Genomic DNA, 15,931 nt, shown 5'->3' with positions numbered 1-15,931 from the left:
ATGAAATAAGAAAGGCGGCCGCGATGACCCCGGCGTACTTCACCACCGAAGCGGGCACCTTCGAGCCAACACAGTTCGCGCAGAGCCTGTGGGCGCCCGCGACGCTGTCCGGGCCGCCGGTGTGTGGGCTGATGGCGCGCGAGATCGAAACGCGCTACTTCACCGACGGCTTCGCGCCCGCGCGCTTCACCGTCGACCTGCACCGCGCGGTGCCCGCTGTCCCGATGACCGTCCACAGCACGGTCGTGCGCGACGGCAAGCGGGTGCGCGCGGTGGAGGTCGAACTCCGCGCCGACGGTGCCGTGATCGCGCGGGGGAGCGCGCTGCTGCTCAAGCGCTCGACCCAGCCGCCCGGCGAGCTGTGGCAGGCCAACCACGACCGCCCGCTGCCACCGCCGAATGTGCTCGCGCTGGTCGGGGAAGGCACGCACCTGTTCGGCAGCGACGGCCAAGGCTGGTCGACGACGATGTCTGACCACGAAAACACCACGCGGAAACGCAAGTGGGTGCGCAATATTCCCGTCGTCGCTGGCGAACCGGGCACGCCGTTCTCCTTCGCGGCGATGACCGGCGAACAGACGAGCCTGGTCACCAACTGGGGCACCGAAGGAATCGGCTTCATCAACACCGACGTGTCAATCACGTTCTCGCGCTTGCCGATTGGCACCGAGATGGGTTTGGAAGCCGACAACCACTTTAGCGACGACGGCATCGCGGCAGGCTCAGCCGTGCTGTATGACGCTCAGGGCGCGTTCGGCATCTGCACCACCACCGCGCTGGCCAACCCGCACGCGCAGATCAGCGGCGCGGTGATCGACGCGATGTCGGAACACTTCGCCAAGACAACGGGTTAACCCGCCGTCAGCGTCACGATCAGCTCGTCGGCGATCGACTCGGCCTTCACCGAATGCGCGCCGAGATAGAGCGTCGCGGCTTGCGGGCGACCGTCGGGCAGCGGAACCACCGACACCGCGTCGACGCACGCGCCTCGGAGCAGTCGATACGGCAGGTCGTTGGTCACGTCGAACGCCGTGTATTTGCCTGAGGCAGCGACGTATTCGATGTTGACCGGGTCGACGAGCGGTTCGAAGGGGTCGCGCCACGGTCGCGCGCCGATGCGCAGTTCGGCACCGTCGACCCCGGCGTCGAGCAGCAACGTCGACCCGTCGGCGAAGGTGAATTCGATGGGACCTTCGGTGCGGTCGACGGTGTCGCCGTGCGTGTAATACATGCGGCGCACGCCGACCACTGTCGCGTCGACGGCGGCGGTGAGTGCCGCCCGGCCGCCGTCGGAGTCGGCGTCGGCGGCATCAGAATCTGACATGGCCGCCATCATCGCGCCGCGCGCGGACCGCTCGCAACTCCCTCGCTCGATTCGTCGGTCGCTTGTGCTGGTCGCGGTCGTTCGGCGGCAACGAATCTCGGGCGAATCGCCAGTAACTTGATCCCTCGTTGTCGGTGCGGAATTCGGAGTGGGTAAGCTCGCCGGACCAGTGCAACAAGAGTTCAACCCGCCCGTGGCGGGGTTGTCGGCCCTTGCGTGGGTCGAATGATCGTCACCCATCTGCCAGCCGATCAGAACCAGGGCATTTCCATGACCGATACTGTCGCTGTCGAACCGCGCCTCACCCATCGCCGCACGATGACCATTTTGTCCGGTCTGTTGCTAGGGGTGTTTCTAGCGGCGCTAGACCAAAACATCGTGAGTGTCGCGATTGTGCGGATTGCCAACAGTCTCGATGGTTTTGACGAGCAAGCATGGGCGACAACGGCGTATCTCATCACCGCGACGGTCACCACCCCGCTCTACGGCAAACTCGCCGACATTTACGGCCGCAAACCGTTCTACCTGCTGGCCATCGGCCTCTTCGTTGTTGGCTCTGCCGCGTGCGCGTTCGCGTCGACGATGTATGAGCTCGCCGCGTGCCGCGCGTTCCAGGGATTGGGTGCGGGTGGCCTGATGTCGTTGGCCTTCACCATCGTTGGTGATCTTGTGCCCGCGCGCGAACGGGTGCGGTACCAGGGGTACTTCCTCATGGTGTTCGGCATCGCGACCGTCCTCGGTCCCGTCGTCGGCGGATTCCTTTCCGGCTTCGAGCAACTCGCTGGCGTCGACGGGTGGCGGTGGGTATTTCTCGTGAACGTGCCCGTGGGGGTGATCGCGTTCGCGGTGGTCGCGCGGGTGCTCAACGTGTCGGTGCCGAGGCGCGCTAGCCGGATCGACTGGCTAGGCGCGGCCACGCTCATCGTGGCGGTTGTGCCGCTGTTGATCGTCGCGGAACAGGGGCGGCTCTGGGGCTGGACCGCACCAAAAGCGTTGGCCTGCTACGGCATTAGTGCCGGTGGCCTCGCGCTCTTTTTGATTGTCGAACTGATGATGGGCGCGTCGGCGTTGTTGCCGCTGCGCCTGTTTCGCAATTCGACGTTCAGCATTTCGATCCTCGGCGGTTTCGTCGTTGGTGTCGCGATGTTTGGCGCGATCACGATGGTTCCGCAGTATTTGCAGGTGGTGCGCGGTTTTTCGCCGACCAAGGCAGGGTTGCTGATGCTCCCGCTTGTCGCGGGCATCATGGTCGGTTCGCAGCTGTCGGGGCTCATCACCAAAGCGACCGGCCGGTACAAGGTGTTGCCGGTGTTGGGCGCGATGATCCTCGCCATCGGTTGCGCGCTGTTCGCCCGCGTCAGTTACGAAGGGCCGCTGTGGCAGCCGCTACTGTATAGCGCGGTCATGGGGTTCGGCCTCGGTGGCTGCATGCAAACGCTCGTGATCGCCGCCCAAAACGCGGTGCCGCGCACGGAAATGGGGGTGTCGACCGCGTCGGCGACATTCTTCCGTCAGCTCGGCGGGACGCTCGGCGTCGCGGTGTTCCTGACCGTGCTGTTCGATCTGCTGCCCGGTTCGATCACCGACGCCTTCGGCGGCACGCTTCCCCCCGGTTTCGATGCGAGCCACCTTGAGGCGCTGCAGCAGGATACGAGTGGGATCGCCACATTGCCCGACGCGGTGCGCATCCCGATTCTCGCCGGTTTCACCGACGCGATGGGCGGCGTTTTCCTGCTTGCCGCCGACCTCGCGCTCGTCGCGTGTTTGGTGCTCGTTTTCATGAAAGAGCTTCCGCTGCGCGATGATTCGCCGGTTAAGTCGGTAATCGAAGACGACGACGCGTCATCGGTACTGCGTGACGTGAGCTTGCATGACGCGCACGAAATGGCCGACCAACTGCACCCGGGCAGTCCGCGCGTGATCGCCGGATTGCTGCGTCGCGAAGACGCGCGGCCGGTGCCCGCCGCGACGTTGACGCTCATCGACGGGTTCGGTCATCAGGTCGCGCGCGGCAACGGCGACGCCGACGGCGCGTATTCGATCGAAGCGCCGCGCCCCGGCAACTACGTGCTCATCGCCGCCGCGCCAGGGCATCAGCCGGAGGCGATGAGCGTGTCGATGGGGGAGCGGGCGTTGCATGTCGACCTCACGCTCGTCGGTGCGGGCGAACTCACCGGCATCGTGCGGTCAGCGCGGCGGGGTGATCCGATCGCGGGCGCGACGGTCACGCTCACTGATTCGGTGGGCGACGTAGTTGGCGCGTCGATCACCGCCCACGACGGTGGATACGTGTGCCGCGACGTGGTGACCGGCACGTACACCCTCGTCGCGGTGGCCGACCACATGCGCCCGACCGCGGTCACCTTGACCGTTCCTGATACCGGTTCCCTGCGTCGTGACGTTGACCTTGAGCCGATGGCGATGCTGGTTGGCTCGGCGCGCGTCGACGGCGACCGGCTCGTTCCCGATGTGGAGATCACCGTGCTGGATGCGGGCGGCGACCCTGCCGCGACCGCGCGGACGGACGAAACGGGCCGCTATTTGGTGCCTGACCTGCCCGAAGGGGAGTACACGATCGTGGCGCGGGGGTATCCGCCGGTGGCGAGCCAGGTGCGGGTCACGCGCGGTGAGGTTACCCATGACGTGACGTTGACGTATGAGTCGGAGGACTCGGTTAACCGGCGGTGAGCGAGTTCAGGTAGGGCCGCGACTGCTGCGGGGGTTAGGCGTAGGTCGGTTCGGCGCGGGCGGGCAGTGGGCGCGACTGCTGCAACGTCGGGTGCACGCGGTCGGCGTTCATGTGCCGCCAAATGTTGAGGGCCGTGGTGCGGACCGGTGCGGCTAGGCGGTGGTCGAGGTGCATGCGGTCGGCCGGCCCGCATACCGAAACGGCCGCGATCGGGGCGACGGGGTCGCCGATCGCCGCGGCGACGCAACCAATGCCCGCCAACCCGCGTTCCACCGCGTAACCGTGTGCGTGGACCTTCGCGAGTTCGTCGGCGATGGCACGCGGGTGGGCGTCGTTCGCGGCGAGCAGTGCTTTGCCGAGCGCGGTGGTGTGCGCGGGACGTCGACCGCCGACGCGACTCGGCACCGCCGTGTTCCATTCACCGCCGACCTTGTCGAGGTACACCACGTCATCGCCGTCGAGGACGGCCAAGTGCACGACGAAACCGGTGGCGCGATGCAGTTCGCGCAGGTAGGGCAGCGCGGCGCGATGTAACCGATCCTGGTGCACCGCAAGCGAACCCAGCTCAACGAGGCGCAGCCCGAGTTCGTAGTCGCGGCCGTCGCGGCGCAGCCAGCGCAACTGCACGAGTTGGTCGAGCATGCGATGCGCTGACGAGCGGGGCAGCCCGGTGCGGCGGACGATGTCGGCGAGCGTGAGCCTGCCGGGTCCATCGAACGCGTCGATGAGCAGCGCGGCGCGCTCAAGTCCGGCGCTTGGCGTCGTCGCCATCTGCCCTCCCAGCTGTCGAACAGGCACGTGTTCCATTGATAACACCGTGGTGGGTGCGCGCGGGCGGAAACGTTTGTCCCGGTGAGCGGGAGGTTCACCGCGCGCGGGCGATCGTCGGTGATGCCATGGGCGGTGAGATCAGGAGGCAACCATGCGACGGTTCGAAAATAAGGTCGTGTTCATCACCGGTGCGGCGCGCGGGCAGGGCCGTGCCGAGGCGGTGCGTTTCGCGAGTGAGGGCGCTGACGTGATCGCGATCGACGCGTGCGTCGACTTCGCGAGCACCTCGTACCCGGGCGCGACACTCGACGATCTTGCCGAAACGGTGAAACTGGTCGAAGAAGCGGGCGGCCGGATCGTGGCTTCGCAGGTGGACGTGCGCGACTTCGACGGCGTCGCGGGCGCGTTGGCAGCGGGAGTCTCGGTGTTTGGTCGTCTCGACGCGGTTGTCGCGAACGCGGGAGTGTGTTCGGCGGCGATGTCGTGGGAGATCACCGCCGAACAGTGGCGCGAGACCATCGACGTGAACCTGACCGGGGTGTTCAACACCGCCAAGGCCGCGATTCCGCACCTGATCGAACAGGGCACCGGCGGGGCGATGGTGTTCACGAGTTCGGTGGCCGGGCTTAAAGGCACGCCGTTCACCGCGCATTACGTCGCGTCGAAGCACGGCGTGACGGGCTTGGCGAAGACGATGGCGAATGAGCTTGGCGCACACCGTATTCGGGTGAACACGGTGCATCCGGCGGGCGTCGCGACGGGCATGGTGATCACCGAAATGGGTCCGCTGTTCGAAAAATACGGGTCAACGCTCGCCCCGATTTTCATGAACTCGTTGCCCGACTACATCATTGAGGCCGAGGAGATCGCGGCGACGGTCGCATGGTTGTGTTCGGACGAGGCCAGCAAGATTACCGGCACCCAAATCGCCATTGACATGGGCAATCTTAATCGATAATCGCTGAAAGCTGTTGTGTCTCCCAGGAATCCGGTGAAAACTTAGTTATTGATCATAGCTATGGCGCATCATGGTGAGGTCACGCTGGTCTCGGGCTAGTCGGGGCTGGCACTTCGGAGGGAAAACTCACATGAGGTTCAACAAGTTGCTCGCCGTCGGTGCGCTCACCGTCGCGGCCACGGGAATCACCGCCGCGACGGCCTACGGCGCGCCAGCCGCGGGACCGACCATCGCGGGCATCGACCAGGGGGTGGAGTACAAGGCGGGAGTGGCCGCGGATGGGTCGGCCGCGACCGTGCGACTGGTCGCAGGCACGTTCGAACTCACGCCCGACAGCGGCGTCGCGGTGTTGTCGCCCAACGGAACTCGTATTGGGTTCATCCCCACGACGGTGCCGTCGGTGGCGGGTCCGGTCGCCCAAGTTGTGCCTCGTATCGACGCGGCGGCGACCACGTTGACGCTCACCCCGATCGGCACGCCCGCACTCAATCCTGTTGCGCTGCAACAGATTGACTCGACAGGCAACATCGTCGCCGGGATCGCGATCGGCTGCGTGATCGGCGCGTTGATCGGGTTGATCTTCCTGTTCGTTTCCGCGATCCCGGGCTGTGTAATCGGCGCGGTGATCGGCGGGATCATCGGCGCTAATCAGTAGGAGGTAACGGGGCGGGGCGTGATCGCGCGCCCCGCACCGGCCGCTGCCCGGAACGCCCCATCTACCAAAACCGGAACCGTGAGGTCCGCGTCGATCTCGATCGCGAGGGCGACGTCGTCGGCGAAACCGCCCGCACGCAATTCACGTCCGGATGCACAATCCCGCACTGCGGCAGTGATATTCGGCGTCGCCCGGGCAGTAGCGGCGGCAGCGTGCGCCTCGGGTGACAGGTCCGTGCGCCCACTATCCGCGAGGGCAGCGGCGAGCAACCCCGCGCCCAGCCAGTCTTCGATCGCGGGTCGTAATCCGTCGCCGTTGGGCCAGTGCTCGCCCGCCGCGATGATCGCGATTGGTGCTTCACGAGTGCCGAGCTGGTGCTTGATAAGCCAGTCGGCGACGGCGCTCACATTGCGTAATGCACTGGCTGCCACCGGAGTTCCGCGCACGCTCGCCGCGATAGCCGACCCGTTCGGAGACGGCAGCACGAGCCGTTCGACGGCCGGTGCGCTCTTGATTGCGGCGGGCGAAAGCGACCACGGATTGTCTTCGGTCACTTCCCGTCGCCCGACCGCGAGCTGGGCGTTGTTGGCGGCGGCGAAGTCGCGCGCGGACGCGTCGCGCCACGGATACGGGTACACCGTCGTTCCGCGTGAGGTCGCGATGCCGACGGTGGTGGTGAACGACAGCACGTCGATCACGACAAGGCAGGCGACGCCGTGGCTGATGGCGTTGGCACCCGCTCGTCCCCAGTCGACCCGGAGCCCGTACTCGCGTTGTTGGGCCCATTCCGGTGCGGATGGCATTACTGAATCCTGTTCTATTGGAACGATAATCGCGATGTGGTCTCGCTGATGGTGTCGAGCGTTCGAGTCAACCAGGTCGTCGACTAGGCCGTAAGACTTGTGCGCGGACTGACCCGAATCGCGCCGATGAGTCGCCTGTCTATCGGGAATTTCCCCGATGTGGCCGACCAGGTGTCGCGACTACGCTTGCTCACATGACTGACTTGGGCGCCCTGGCCGACGCTAATTACGTGCAGCTCACCACTTTCCGCAAGGACGGAACGCCGGTGGCCACGCCGGTGTGGGCCGTGGCCCGCGACGGCAAACTCTTCGTCTGGACCGAAGCTGAGTCGTGGAAGGTGAAACGCATCCGCCGCAACCCGGCAGTGACACTGCAACCGTGCAACGCGCGCGGCGCGCTGACCGAGGGAACAACGGCGGTCCCCGGCACGGCCCGCATCCTTGATTCCGCCGAAACCGAAACCGTCCGCAAGGCATTGCAACGCAAGTATTGGTTGCTTGGCCCACTGTTGATCCTGGCCAGTCGGATCCGTCGTGGCAAGGACGGAACGACGGGCATCGAGATCACCCTCGACTAATCGCGCCGCGTTGTTGCGCGGCTAGTGCGCGTTGATCGCGTCGCGCACTGTCGTCTCCTCACGCCCCAGGAACGTGGGTGTCGGGTCGACGACGATCTCGTACACCGCCTTGGTCGCGGCGAGTTGGTCTCGCAGCCAACACTTTTGGTAAACACCGTTGTGCGGTTGGGTGTCGTCGGCGATGCCGGTGGCGTCGATTCCCGCGTCTCGGCAGAGCGCGATGGTGCGTGGCAGGCTGAAGTCCTGGGTCACGACGATCGCGTGTTTCACCCCGAAGATCTTGTTTGCTCGCGCGCACGATTCGTAGGTGCTGAATCCGGCGTAGTCGAGTGCGATCTTGTTCGCCGGGACGCCTTTGCGAATGAGGTAGTCGCGCATCGCGGTTGGCTCGTCGTAGGTGGCGCGCCCGTTGTCGCCGGTGAGGAGCAGCGCTTTGACTTTGCCCGCTTCGAGCAGTTGACGGCCCAGGTCGAGGCGCGCGGCCAAGTACGGCGACGGTTGCCCGTTGGTATAAACCTGCGCCCCAGGCACAATCGCGACCTCCGACGCTGGCACGGTCGCGAGTGAGTAGGCGTGGTCGCTCGCGGCGAAGCGGATCCAGACGATAGCGCCCAGTCCGACGATCGCGGCAACGCTCACCGCGACGGCACCCATGCGCAGCAGAGTTCGAACCCGAAGATGACCGCGCACGTGGCTCCACGCTTGAGCCGTCCGACTACGAATTCCCATGCGACAAGTATGGCGATGGCACGCCCGACCCGACGGTCGCCTCAGCGAACGCACGAATGCGGGCGTTGCTGCGTTCGGTTGGCCACACCAGTCCCCATTCCAGCATCGGGGTGTCGCGCAGGATCACGTAGGTGATGTCGGGTCGGGCGTGGTAGCGCTGCGCGTGCGCGCCGATCGGCAGCACGCCCCGGCCGACGCCGACGAGCGTCAGCGCTTCGTGCAGGGTCGCTGCCGCCGGTCCCGCCGCCGGGTTCGCGACGGGGTTGACCGCTCCGGCGAGCTGGATAGTGGGGGTGTCACCGATGTCGCTGACCGACAGTTCGCGCAGGTCGGCCCAAGGGTGCGTCGTCGGAACCGCGAGCAGGAACGCCTCGCGGACCAGCACGGGCCCGCGCGCGAGGGTGGCGGGGAGTGCGTCGCTGAACGGGCACAGGCACACCTCGACCGTGCCCGCGCTCAGCAGTTCGGGCACCTCGGCGAGCTGCGCTTCGCGGATCTGCACTTCGCAGCCGGGCACCGCGTGCCGGAACTGTTCGGTGGCGCGGATGAGCACTTGCGCGGCGGCTGGCCCAACGAAGCCAACGCGCAGCGTCCCGGTTAGTCCCCGGCCAGCGTCGACCGCGTGACGGACTGCGGCCTGAACGTCGTGCCAGGCCGGGCGTAGTCGTTCGACAAACTGCGTCCCGATCGGTGTGAGCGCGACTCGCCTACTTGTGCGCTCGAACAGCGGCGTGCCGACTCGGCGTTCCAGCGCTCGAATGGTCTGGCTGACGCGCGCGGTCGAAACATGCAGGCGCTCAGCGGTCCGGCCGAAGTGGAGTTCTTCGGCCAGCGTCAGCACGGTTTCCACTTCAAGTCGGTCGATCACGCCCGCTCCCATCGTTAAGTCTGACGTAACGATCGTGGCGGATTCGACCGTTGTTCGCGAATTCGCAGCGCGCCACAGTGGATTTAGCACCCCACCCGAGATCCACAGGAGTTTCCGTGAGCACCGCTTACCAAGCATTGACCGCGACCGATACCGACGCGGTGGTAGCCGAACTGCGCGACCGCGCCGAGATCGTCGACGCGCTGTACCGGTTCGCGCTCGGGCAAGACACCAAAGACAGCGAGCTGTTCGCCTCGGCGTTCACCGCTGACGCCGAAGTGGACTTCCGGCCAGCTGCCGCCCGCTGGGGTGCGACCCCACCCGTGATGAGCGGCCGCGACACCATCGTGACGACCATCCTTGCCCTGTTCACGGGCCGCGTGGACACCACACACCAGGTGACTAATCCGCGGATCAGCATTGACGGCGACGTCGCCCACCTGACCGCACTGGTGGAAGCTCAGCATGTGCTTATCGCCGATCCGGCCGTGCACGCGCTCCTGAAAAACCCCTACACCGTCGAACTTCACCGCGACGGCGAGGCGTGGCGTATCCACCGGATGCGTATCGACAACACCTGGCTCACCGGCGACCCCATCGCCATCTTCGGCTGACCGTGGAATCCGACCGTAAGGACTGCATCATGCTCACTCAACCTCTTCGGATCGCCGTTTTCGGCGGCACCGGGCTCATCGGCCAACACATCACCGCTGAGCTTCGGGCTGCGGGCCACGACGCCCGCCCACACGCCCGCGCTACCGGCGTCGACCTGATGACCGGTGTCGGTCTCGCCGAAGCGCTGATCGGCGTCGATGTGGCGATCGACGCAACGCAGGCGCCCGTGCCGGACTTTTCCGCCGCGAACTTCTTCCAGACGACGGCGTCGAATCTGCACGCCGCAGCGTTGGAAGCGGGCGTTGGCCACCTGGTGTTGTTGTCGATCGTGGGGGTCGACCAGGTGCCGAATCTTGGTTATTACCAGGCGAAAACGGTGCAGGAGAAACTGTTCGAGTCCGCACCGGTCCCGTTCTCGATCGTGCGCGCAACGCAGTTCTTCGAATACGTTGACGAAATCCTTGCGTGGACAAGCGATTCCGATGTGGTGCGGTTGCCGTCAACGCGACTCCGGCCGATCGCTGCTGACGATGCCGCGTCGTTCATCGCCGATATCGCGACCGGATCGCCGTTGGGTGGCACGATCGATGTCGTCGGACCTGAGGTGCTCGGCCTCGACGAAATTGGCCGCATTACCTCGATCGCGCGCCGCGACACCCGGCCGATTCGCATCGATGACAGTGCGGGGCCGTTCGCCTTAGCGGCGGGTGATGTGTTGACGTCGCCTGCGGCGGAGCGTGTCGGCGCGACGCGCTATCGCGATTGGTTGGCGACACGATTACTTCCGACTTCCAGTACCTGATACGCCAAGTACCGGATACAGTCGGGTATGGCTAATTCTCGTAATCGCGCCGTCATCGTCGCTGGCGTCCGCACGCCGTTCGTTCGCGCGTTCACTGATTTCACGCAGCTCGACAGCATCGCGCTCGCTGGTAGCGCCGTTCGTGGGCTGCTCGCGCGCACCGATATCGACCCGAAGGCGATCGAATCGATCGTCTGGGGTGGGGTTGTGTTGCCCAGTCACGCGCCGAATATCGCGCGGGAAGTCGCCCTCGATGTGGGCCTCGATTTCGGGTGCGAGGGGTACACGGTCACGCGGGCGTGCGCGTCGGGGTTGCAGGCCGTGACCTCGGCGGCGGCGGCGATTGAGCGCGGCGAATACGACATCATGATCGCCGGCGGTAGCGACTCGACAAGCAATGCCGAGATCAAGCTCCCGCAAAGTGTGGTGCACGCGCTCGCGCCCGTCGCACTCGGAAAACCTTCTGCCCGTGATTATTTGGGTGTCATCCGTCAGCTTGCCCCGTTCACCGATGTGCTGCCGCGTCAGCCGAAGATCGCCGAGCGCACCACCGGTGAGGTGATGGGGGAGTCGGCTGAGAAGATGGCGCGGATCAACGGTATTTCGCGCGAAGACCAGGACGTCTTCGCCGCTCGATCGCATCATCGCGCGGCCGCGGCGATCGCGTCGGGTCGCTTCGATGACGAGGTGGTGCCGGTCCGCACGGCTGACGGTCGTGAGATCACCACCGACGGGCTGGTCCGTGCGACGACGAGCGTTGAGAAACTCGCGACGTTGAAGCCGGTCTTCGCCGCTGACGGCACCGTCACGGCAGGCAACGCCAGCCCGCTCACTGACGGCGCGTCGGCGGTGTTGCTGATGAGCGAGGAGAAGGCGCGCGCGCTCGGTTTCACGCCGCTCGCCGCGTTCCGTTCGTGGAGTTTCGTGAGCGTCGACCCCGCCGACCAGGTGCTGCTTGGCCCGGCGATCTCGATGCCGCGCGCACTCGACAAGGCGGGCATGTCGCTGGCCGACATCGACCTGGTCGACATTCACGAAGCCTTTGCCGCCCAAACCCTTTCGGTGCTGCGCATGTTGGAAAGCCCGACCTGGGCGAAGGAACGCCTCGACCGAACCGATGCGGTTGGCAGCGTGGATATCGACCGGTTGAACGTGCATGGCGGCTCGATTTCGTTGGGCCACCCGTTCGGTGCGACGGGCGCGCGCATGGTCACGACCATGGCCAACGAGTTGGCGCGCACCGGCAAAGAGACTGCGCTGCTTGGCATTTGCGCGGCAGGCGGCATCGGCGCATCGGCGGTGCTTGAGCGCGTGTGAGCGCGTAGGGCCGCCGCGCTTACGTCCGTGACGCGGCCTGCTCCGCGATGAGTTGCTCCAAATACTGTGCGACGCCGTCCTCGTCATTGGCGGGGATGACGAGGGCGGCGAGCGCGCGCACCTCCGGGCGAGCGTTGGCCGGGACAACCGCCGTGCCCGCCCAGGTAAGCATCGCGACGTCGTTGAACGCGTCGCCCGCCGCGGCGACCTCCGTCGCATCAATGCCGAGTCGCTGGCAAACCCGTTCCAGCGCACTAGCTTTCGAGACCCCCGCCGCCGCCATCTCCACGTAGGGCGCGCCGGAGTGGGTGACCTCAACGCCCGCGATTCCGGCCCCCGACACCAGCGTGAACAGGTCGGCGCTCGGCACATCGGCGTGCCGGGCGACGATTTTCACAAGGGGGTGATTGGCGACGGGCAGCACCGTCGACACGGTCATGTCGTGCGGGTGCCGGTGATGGTCGGTGAAGTCGCACATCGCCACATACTCGGCTTCGGCGACGAACTCGGTTGCCCCAACATTGGCGAACGCTACCCCAGGCACAAGCTCGCGCAGATGAGCCATTGCCGTGCGCGCGTGGTCGGCGTCGATGGTGACTGTCTCGACAATCTCGGGTTCCCCGGTGGCGAGGTCGACGATGACAGCACCGTTCGCGCACACCGCTTTCCCCCGAAACCCGCAGGTCGCCGCAAGCGCACGCACCGAATGCCGAGCACGGGCCGTCGCCCACACGACCTCAACCCCAGCTTCCCGCGCCGCCGCCATCGCGGCAGCGGTGCGCGGCGAAATGGTGCCGTCGGACCGCAACAGGGTGCCGTCGAGATCAGTGGCGAACATCCGAATCCTGGTCACCGGCCCATGCTGTCACAGCCAGCCGCCGACAAACCGGCCGCTTACGTCGCCTTGCTCACCGACGACATGTGGAAGTCCGGGATGCGGATTGGGGGCATGGCCGTTCGGGTGAACCAATCCTTCCATTCGCGTGGCAGGGTGATTTCTGTCGCGCCAACTTCCGATGCGCGGCGCACTAGGTCGAGGGGGCTTTCGTTGAAGCGGAAGTTGTTGACCGCGCCCGTCACCTGGCCGTCCTCGACCAGGTAAACCCCGTCGCGGGTCAGGCCGGTCAGAAGCAGCGTTGCCGAATCCACCTCGCGGATGTACCACAGGCACGTGAGTAGCAAACCGCGTTCGGTGCTGGCGATCATCTCGTCCAGTGACGCGCCGGAACCGCCTTCTAGCAGGAGGTTGTCGCCGGGAACCGTTGCGGCAGTGCCGAATTCGGCGGCGGTCGCGCGCGGGTAGACCAGCGAGTTGATGACCCCGGACGAGATCCAGTCAACGCGCGAGGCCGACAGCCCGTTGTCGAAGACCGAAAGCGACTCCGACGACGACGCGGTGCCGACGAACGGCTGGTAGGCGAGTCCGGCGGCGGTCGGGTCGGAATACAGCGTGAGCGGCAGCTCGGTGAGACGCTCACCCACCCGCGTTCCGCCAGCACGCGACAGCGCGTTGTGACCCTCGTGCGCGCCACGCCCCTCCATCGACCAGGCAAGGTAAATCATCAGATCCGCCACCGCCGACGGCGGCAGCAACGTTTCGTACCGCCCAGCAGGCAGGTCGACGCGCCGCTTCGACCAATCAAGCCGACGCGATAGCTCCGCGAGCAGGCCCGGCGCGTCGACGTCGGTGAAGTCGGCGGTGCCAACGCCAACCCACGCGCTCGCGAGATCGCTTCCCGCACCGCGCTTTCCGTTGATTTCCACCGACCCCGTCGGCTGCCCGAACCGGCGACGAACCCCGGTCGACGTGCCAAGCCAGGTGGTGTGCGCCTGATGCTCGGCGAAACCGTAAAGCTGGTCGGACCCGTCGAATCCCACCGAGAGGTCGCGCGCGAAGTCGGCGAACACCTCGATCCCGGTGCTGATCGGCGCGGCATCCCAGTCCGGCGCGGAAGGCGAGTCGGGCAACGGCAAATCTATCGCGTCGCGCGCGGGCGTCGCGGTGCGCGCGGCTTCCTCACTCGCCCGGACGACGCTCTCAATATCGGCGGGGTCGACACTGGTGGAACTGATACTGCCGACCCGCGCCGCACCGGTGGCGTCGCGGAAAATCGACACCACCGACCACGACCGTGACACCGACGACCCGTTGGTTGTCATGGAATTGCCCGCCCACCGCAACGACGCATCATGCGCGTCGGTGACGATAACGATGGCCTCGTCGGCGCGTGACGCCGCCAACGCGCGTTCAACGACCGCGCCTGCTGGGAAAACGCTCACTGCCCGGCCTCCGATCGGGTGTTGAGAACATTGACGCCGCGCACAAGCACCGACGGGCTCCCGTGGCTGACCGCAGCGACCTGCCCCGGCTGGGCTTTACCACAGTTGAACGCGCCGCCGAGCTGCCAAGTACTTTGTCCGCCAACGGCTTCCATCGACCCCCAGAAATCGGTGGTCGTTGCCTGATATGCCACATCGCGCACCTGCCCGACCAGCTCCCCGTTGCGAATCTGGAAGAAGCGTTGCCCGGTGAACTGAAAGTTGTAGCGCTGCATGTCAATCGACCACGACTTGTCCCCGACGATGTAGAGCCCGTTCTCCACGCGACTGATGAGTTCGGCCGTGCTGGTGTCGCGGTCGGGGTCGGGTTGCAGCGACACATTCGCCATCCGCTGGATCGGCACGTGATGCGGCGAGTCGGCATACGAGCAACCGTTGGACCGCTCAAGGCCCAGGCGCGGCGCGAAAACGCGGTCAAGTTGGTAGCCGACGAGCACGCCGTCGCGGATGAGGTCCCACCGCTGACCGGCGACGCCTTCGTCGTCGTAACCGACGCTGGCGAGGCCGTTGCGTTGGGTGCGGTCGCCGGTGACGTGCATGATCGGCGTGCCGTACCGCAACGTGCCCAACTGGTCGGGGGTTGCGAAAGACGTTCCCGCGTAAGCGGATTCATAACCGATGGCCCGGTCGTACTCGGTGGCGTGGCCGATGGACTCGTGAATGGTGAGCCACAGGTTCGTCGGGTCGATCACGAGATCGGTTGGGCCAGCGACGACGGTGGGCGCTTTAACCTTCTCCGCCAACCACTCTGGGATCCGGGCGAGTTCATCCGACCAGTCCCACACCCCGTCGGCGCCGGTGACGTACTCCCAGCCCCGGCCGGCGGGCGCGGCGAGGGTGCGCATGGTTTCGAACTCGCCAGCCGACGCGTCGACGGTGGTCGCTTCCAGTTGTGGATGCAGACGCACCCGCTGTTGCGTGATGCGCGACCCCGCGGTGTCGGCGTAAAAGGTTTGCTCTTTGACCTGCAACACCGACGCGCTGACGTGGTCGACGCCGTCGGCCGCAGCCAGGCGATCCGAATAGTCTTGCAGCAGCGCCACTTTGTCGCTGGTCGCGACCGTGAACGGGTCGACGTCGTACTCAGACACCCACGACAGGTCGGCGTAGACGGGCTCGGGTGCCAACTCAACGCGCTCGCGATTCAACGACCGCAACGCCCGCGCGACCTCAACCGCCCGCCGCGCTACCTCAGCGGCAGTCGCGGGGGTGAGTTCGGCATGCGAGGCGAACCCCCACGTGCCATCGACGACGACACGCACCGCCAGGCCCAGCTCAACGCTGTCGGTGACGGCTTCAACGCGCCCGTCGCGCAGGCGAATGGACTGGGTGACCAGCCGGTGCACCCGTAGGTCGGCGTGCTCGGCCCCTGCCGCTTGGGCCGCCGCCAGGGCGGCATCGGACAACGCGCGCAACGGCAGCGCGCGGAATTGTTCGTCGACAACCCGGGATGTGCTCACCGTGACCACGCTAGCCGCTGGC

General features: G+C 66.1%; 16 protein-coding genes. 8 read left to right on the top strand and 8 right to left on the bottom strand.

The window, feature by feature from the left end; genetic code table 11:
* Positions 1-23 precede the first annotated feature (23 nt).
* Entirely contained in the window at positions 24-854 is an 831-nt protein-coding gene (locus IEX78_RS02905; RefSeq protein WP_188827124.1) for an acyl-CoA thioesterase domain-containing protein, read from the top strand.
* Here the strand turns inward: IEX78_RS02905 and IEX78_RS02900 are convergent.
* A complete protein-coding gene (locus IEX78_RS02900) occupies positions 851-1,324 on the bottom strand; it encodes a hypothetical protein (RefSeq protein WP_188827123.1) in 474 nt (157 codons plus the stop codon). The two genes, IEX78_RS02905 and IEX78_RS02900, sit on opposite strands and share 4 nt — an antisense overlap.
* Before the next feature lie 270 nt (positions 1,325-1,594).
* Between IEX78_RS02900 and IEX78_RS02895 the strand changes: the two genes are divergently transcribed.
* Positions 1,595-4,012, top strand: coding sequence for an MFS transporter (locus IEX78_RS02895; protein ID WP_188828205.1), 2,418 nt, complete (start codon positions 1,595-1,597; stop codon positions 4,010-4,012).
* A 34-nt stretch (positions 4,013-4,046) separates the two neighbouring features.
* Here the strand turns inward: IEX78_RS02895 and IEX78_RS02890 are convergent, their stop codons facing one another.
* On the bottom strand, positions 4,047-4,784 hold the full coding sequence (locus tag IEX78_RS02890; protein ID WP_188827122.1) for an IclR family transcriptional regulator: 738 nt from the start codon (positions 4,782-4,784) through the stop codon (positions 4,047-4,049).
* 151 nt (positions 4,785-4,935) lie between these two features.
* Between IEX78_RS02890 and IEX78_RS02885 the strand changes: the two genes are divergently transcribed.
* Both IEX78_RS02885 and IEX78_RS02880 read left to right on the top strand, forming a co-directional pair.
* Positions 4,936-5,742: a mycofactocin-coupled SDR family oxidoreductase gene (locus tag IEX78_RS02885; RefSeq protein WP_188827121.1), complete on the top strand. Its 807-nt coding sequence runs from the start codon at positions 4,936-4,938 to the stop codon at positions 5,740-5,742.
* 130 nt (positions 5,743-5,872) lie between these two features.
* Entirely contained in the window at positions 5,873-6,397 is a 525-nt protein-coding gene (locus IEX78_RS02880; protein ID WP_188827120.1) for a DUF8020 domain-containing protein, read from the top strand.
* Here the strand turns inward: IEX78_RS02880 and IEX78_RS02875 are convergent.
* Positions 6,391-7,200: a 2-phosphosulfolactate phosphatase gene (locus IEX78_RS02875; RefSeq protein WP_188827119.1), complete on the bottom strand. Its 810-nt coding sequence runs from the start codon at positions 7,198-7,200 to the stop codon at positions 6,391-6,393. The genes IEX78_RS02880 and IEX78_RS02875 overlap by 7 nt on opposite strands.
* Positions 7,201-7,394: 194 nt before the next feature.
* Between IEX78_RS02875 and IEX78_RS02870 the strand changes: the two genes are divergently transcribed.
* Positions 7,395-7,778, top strand: a complete 384-nt coding sequence (locus tag IEX78_RS02870; RefSeq protein ID WP_188827118.1) for a PPOX class F420-dependent oxidoreductase — start codon at positions 7,395-7,397, stop codon at positions 7,776-7,778.
* 21 nt (positions 7,779-7,799) lie between these two features.
* On the opposite strand, the gene IEX78_RS02865 is transcribed toward IEX78_RS02870, so the two are convergent.
* Entirely contained in the window at positions 7,800-8,507 is a 708-nt protein-coding gene (locus IEX78_RS02865) for a SanA/YdcF family protein (protein ID WP_229683675.1), read from the bottom strand.
* Complete coding sequence (locus tag IEX78_RS02860) at positions 8,494-9,375, bottom strand: LysR family transcriptional regulator (RefSeq protein ID WP_188827117.1); 882 nt, start codon at positions 9,373-9,375, stop codon at positions 8,494-8,496. The genes IEX78_RS02865 and IEX78_RS02860 overlap by 14 nt, the downstream gene beginning before the upstream one ends.
* 116 nt (positions 9,376-9,491) lie before the next feature.
* Here IEX78_RS02860 and IEX78_RS02855 point away from each other — a divergent pair, with 116 nt between their 5' ends.
* The 3 genes from IEX78_RS02855 to IEX78_RS02845 are packed head-to-tail and all read left to right on the top strand — an operon-like array spanning position 9,492 to position 12,109.
* Entirely contained in the window at positions 9,492-9,989 is a 498-nt protein-coding gene (locus tag IEX78_RS02855) for a nuclear transport factor 2 family protein (RefSeq protein WP_188827116.1), read from the top strand.
* Positions 9,990-10,018: 29 nt separating this feature from the next.
* The gene (locus IEX78_RS02850) at positions 10,019-10,792 is read left to right on the top strand and encodes an SDR family oxidoreductase (RefSeq protein WP_188827115.1); all 774 of its coding nucleotides are present in this window, start codon (positions 10,019-10,021) and stop codon (positions 10,790-10,792) included.
* 27 nt (positions 10,793-10,819) lie between these two features.
* Positions 10,820-12,109: an acetyl-CoA C-acyltransferase gene (locus IEX78_RS02845; protein WP_188827114.1), complete on the top strand. Its 1,290-nt coding sequence runs from the start codon at positions 10,820-10,822 to the stop codon at positions 12,107-12,109.
* A gap of 19 nt (positions 12,110-12,128) precedes the next feature.
* On the opposite strand, the gene IEX78_RS02840 is transcribed toward IEX78_RS02845, so the two are convergent.
* The 3 genes from IEX78_RS02840 to IEX78_RS02830 are packed head-to-tail and all read right to left on the bottom strand — an operon-like array spanning position 12,129 to position 15,909.
* Entirely contained in the window at positions 12,129-12,962 is an 834-nt protein-coding gene (locus IEX78_RS02840) for an HAD family hydrolase (protein ID WP_188827113.1), read from the bottom strand.
* 41 nt (positions 12,963-13,003) lie between these two features.
* Complete coding sequence (locus IEX78_RS02835; protein ID WP_188827112.1) at positions 13,004-14,389, bottom strand: metallopeptidase TldD-related protein; 1,386 nt, start codon at positions 14,387-14,389, stop codon at positions 13,004-13,006.
* Complete coding sequence (locus IEX78_RS02830; protein ID WP_229683674.1) at positions 14,386-15,909, bottom strand: TldD/PmbA family protein; 1,524 nt, start codon at positions 15,907-15,909, stop codon at positions 14,386-14,388. Before IEX78_RS02830 ends, IEX78_RS02835 begins: the two co-directional genes overlap by 4 nt.
* Positions 15,910-15,931 lie beyond the last annotated feature (22 nt).

Source organism: Nocardia camponoti (assembly GCF_014646135.1).
GTDB lineage: Bacteria > Actinomycetota > Actinomycetes > Mycobacteriales > Mycobacteriaceae > Nocardia > Nocardia camponoti.
Note: the sequence above shows the minus strand (reverse complement) of the source record. Positions and strands in the feature narration are given on the sequence as shown.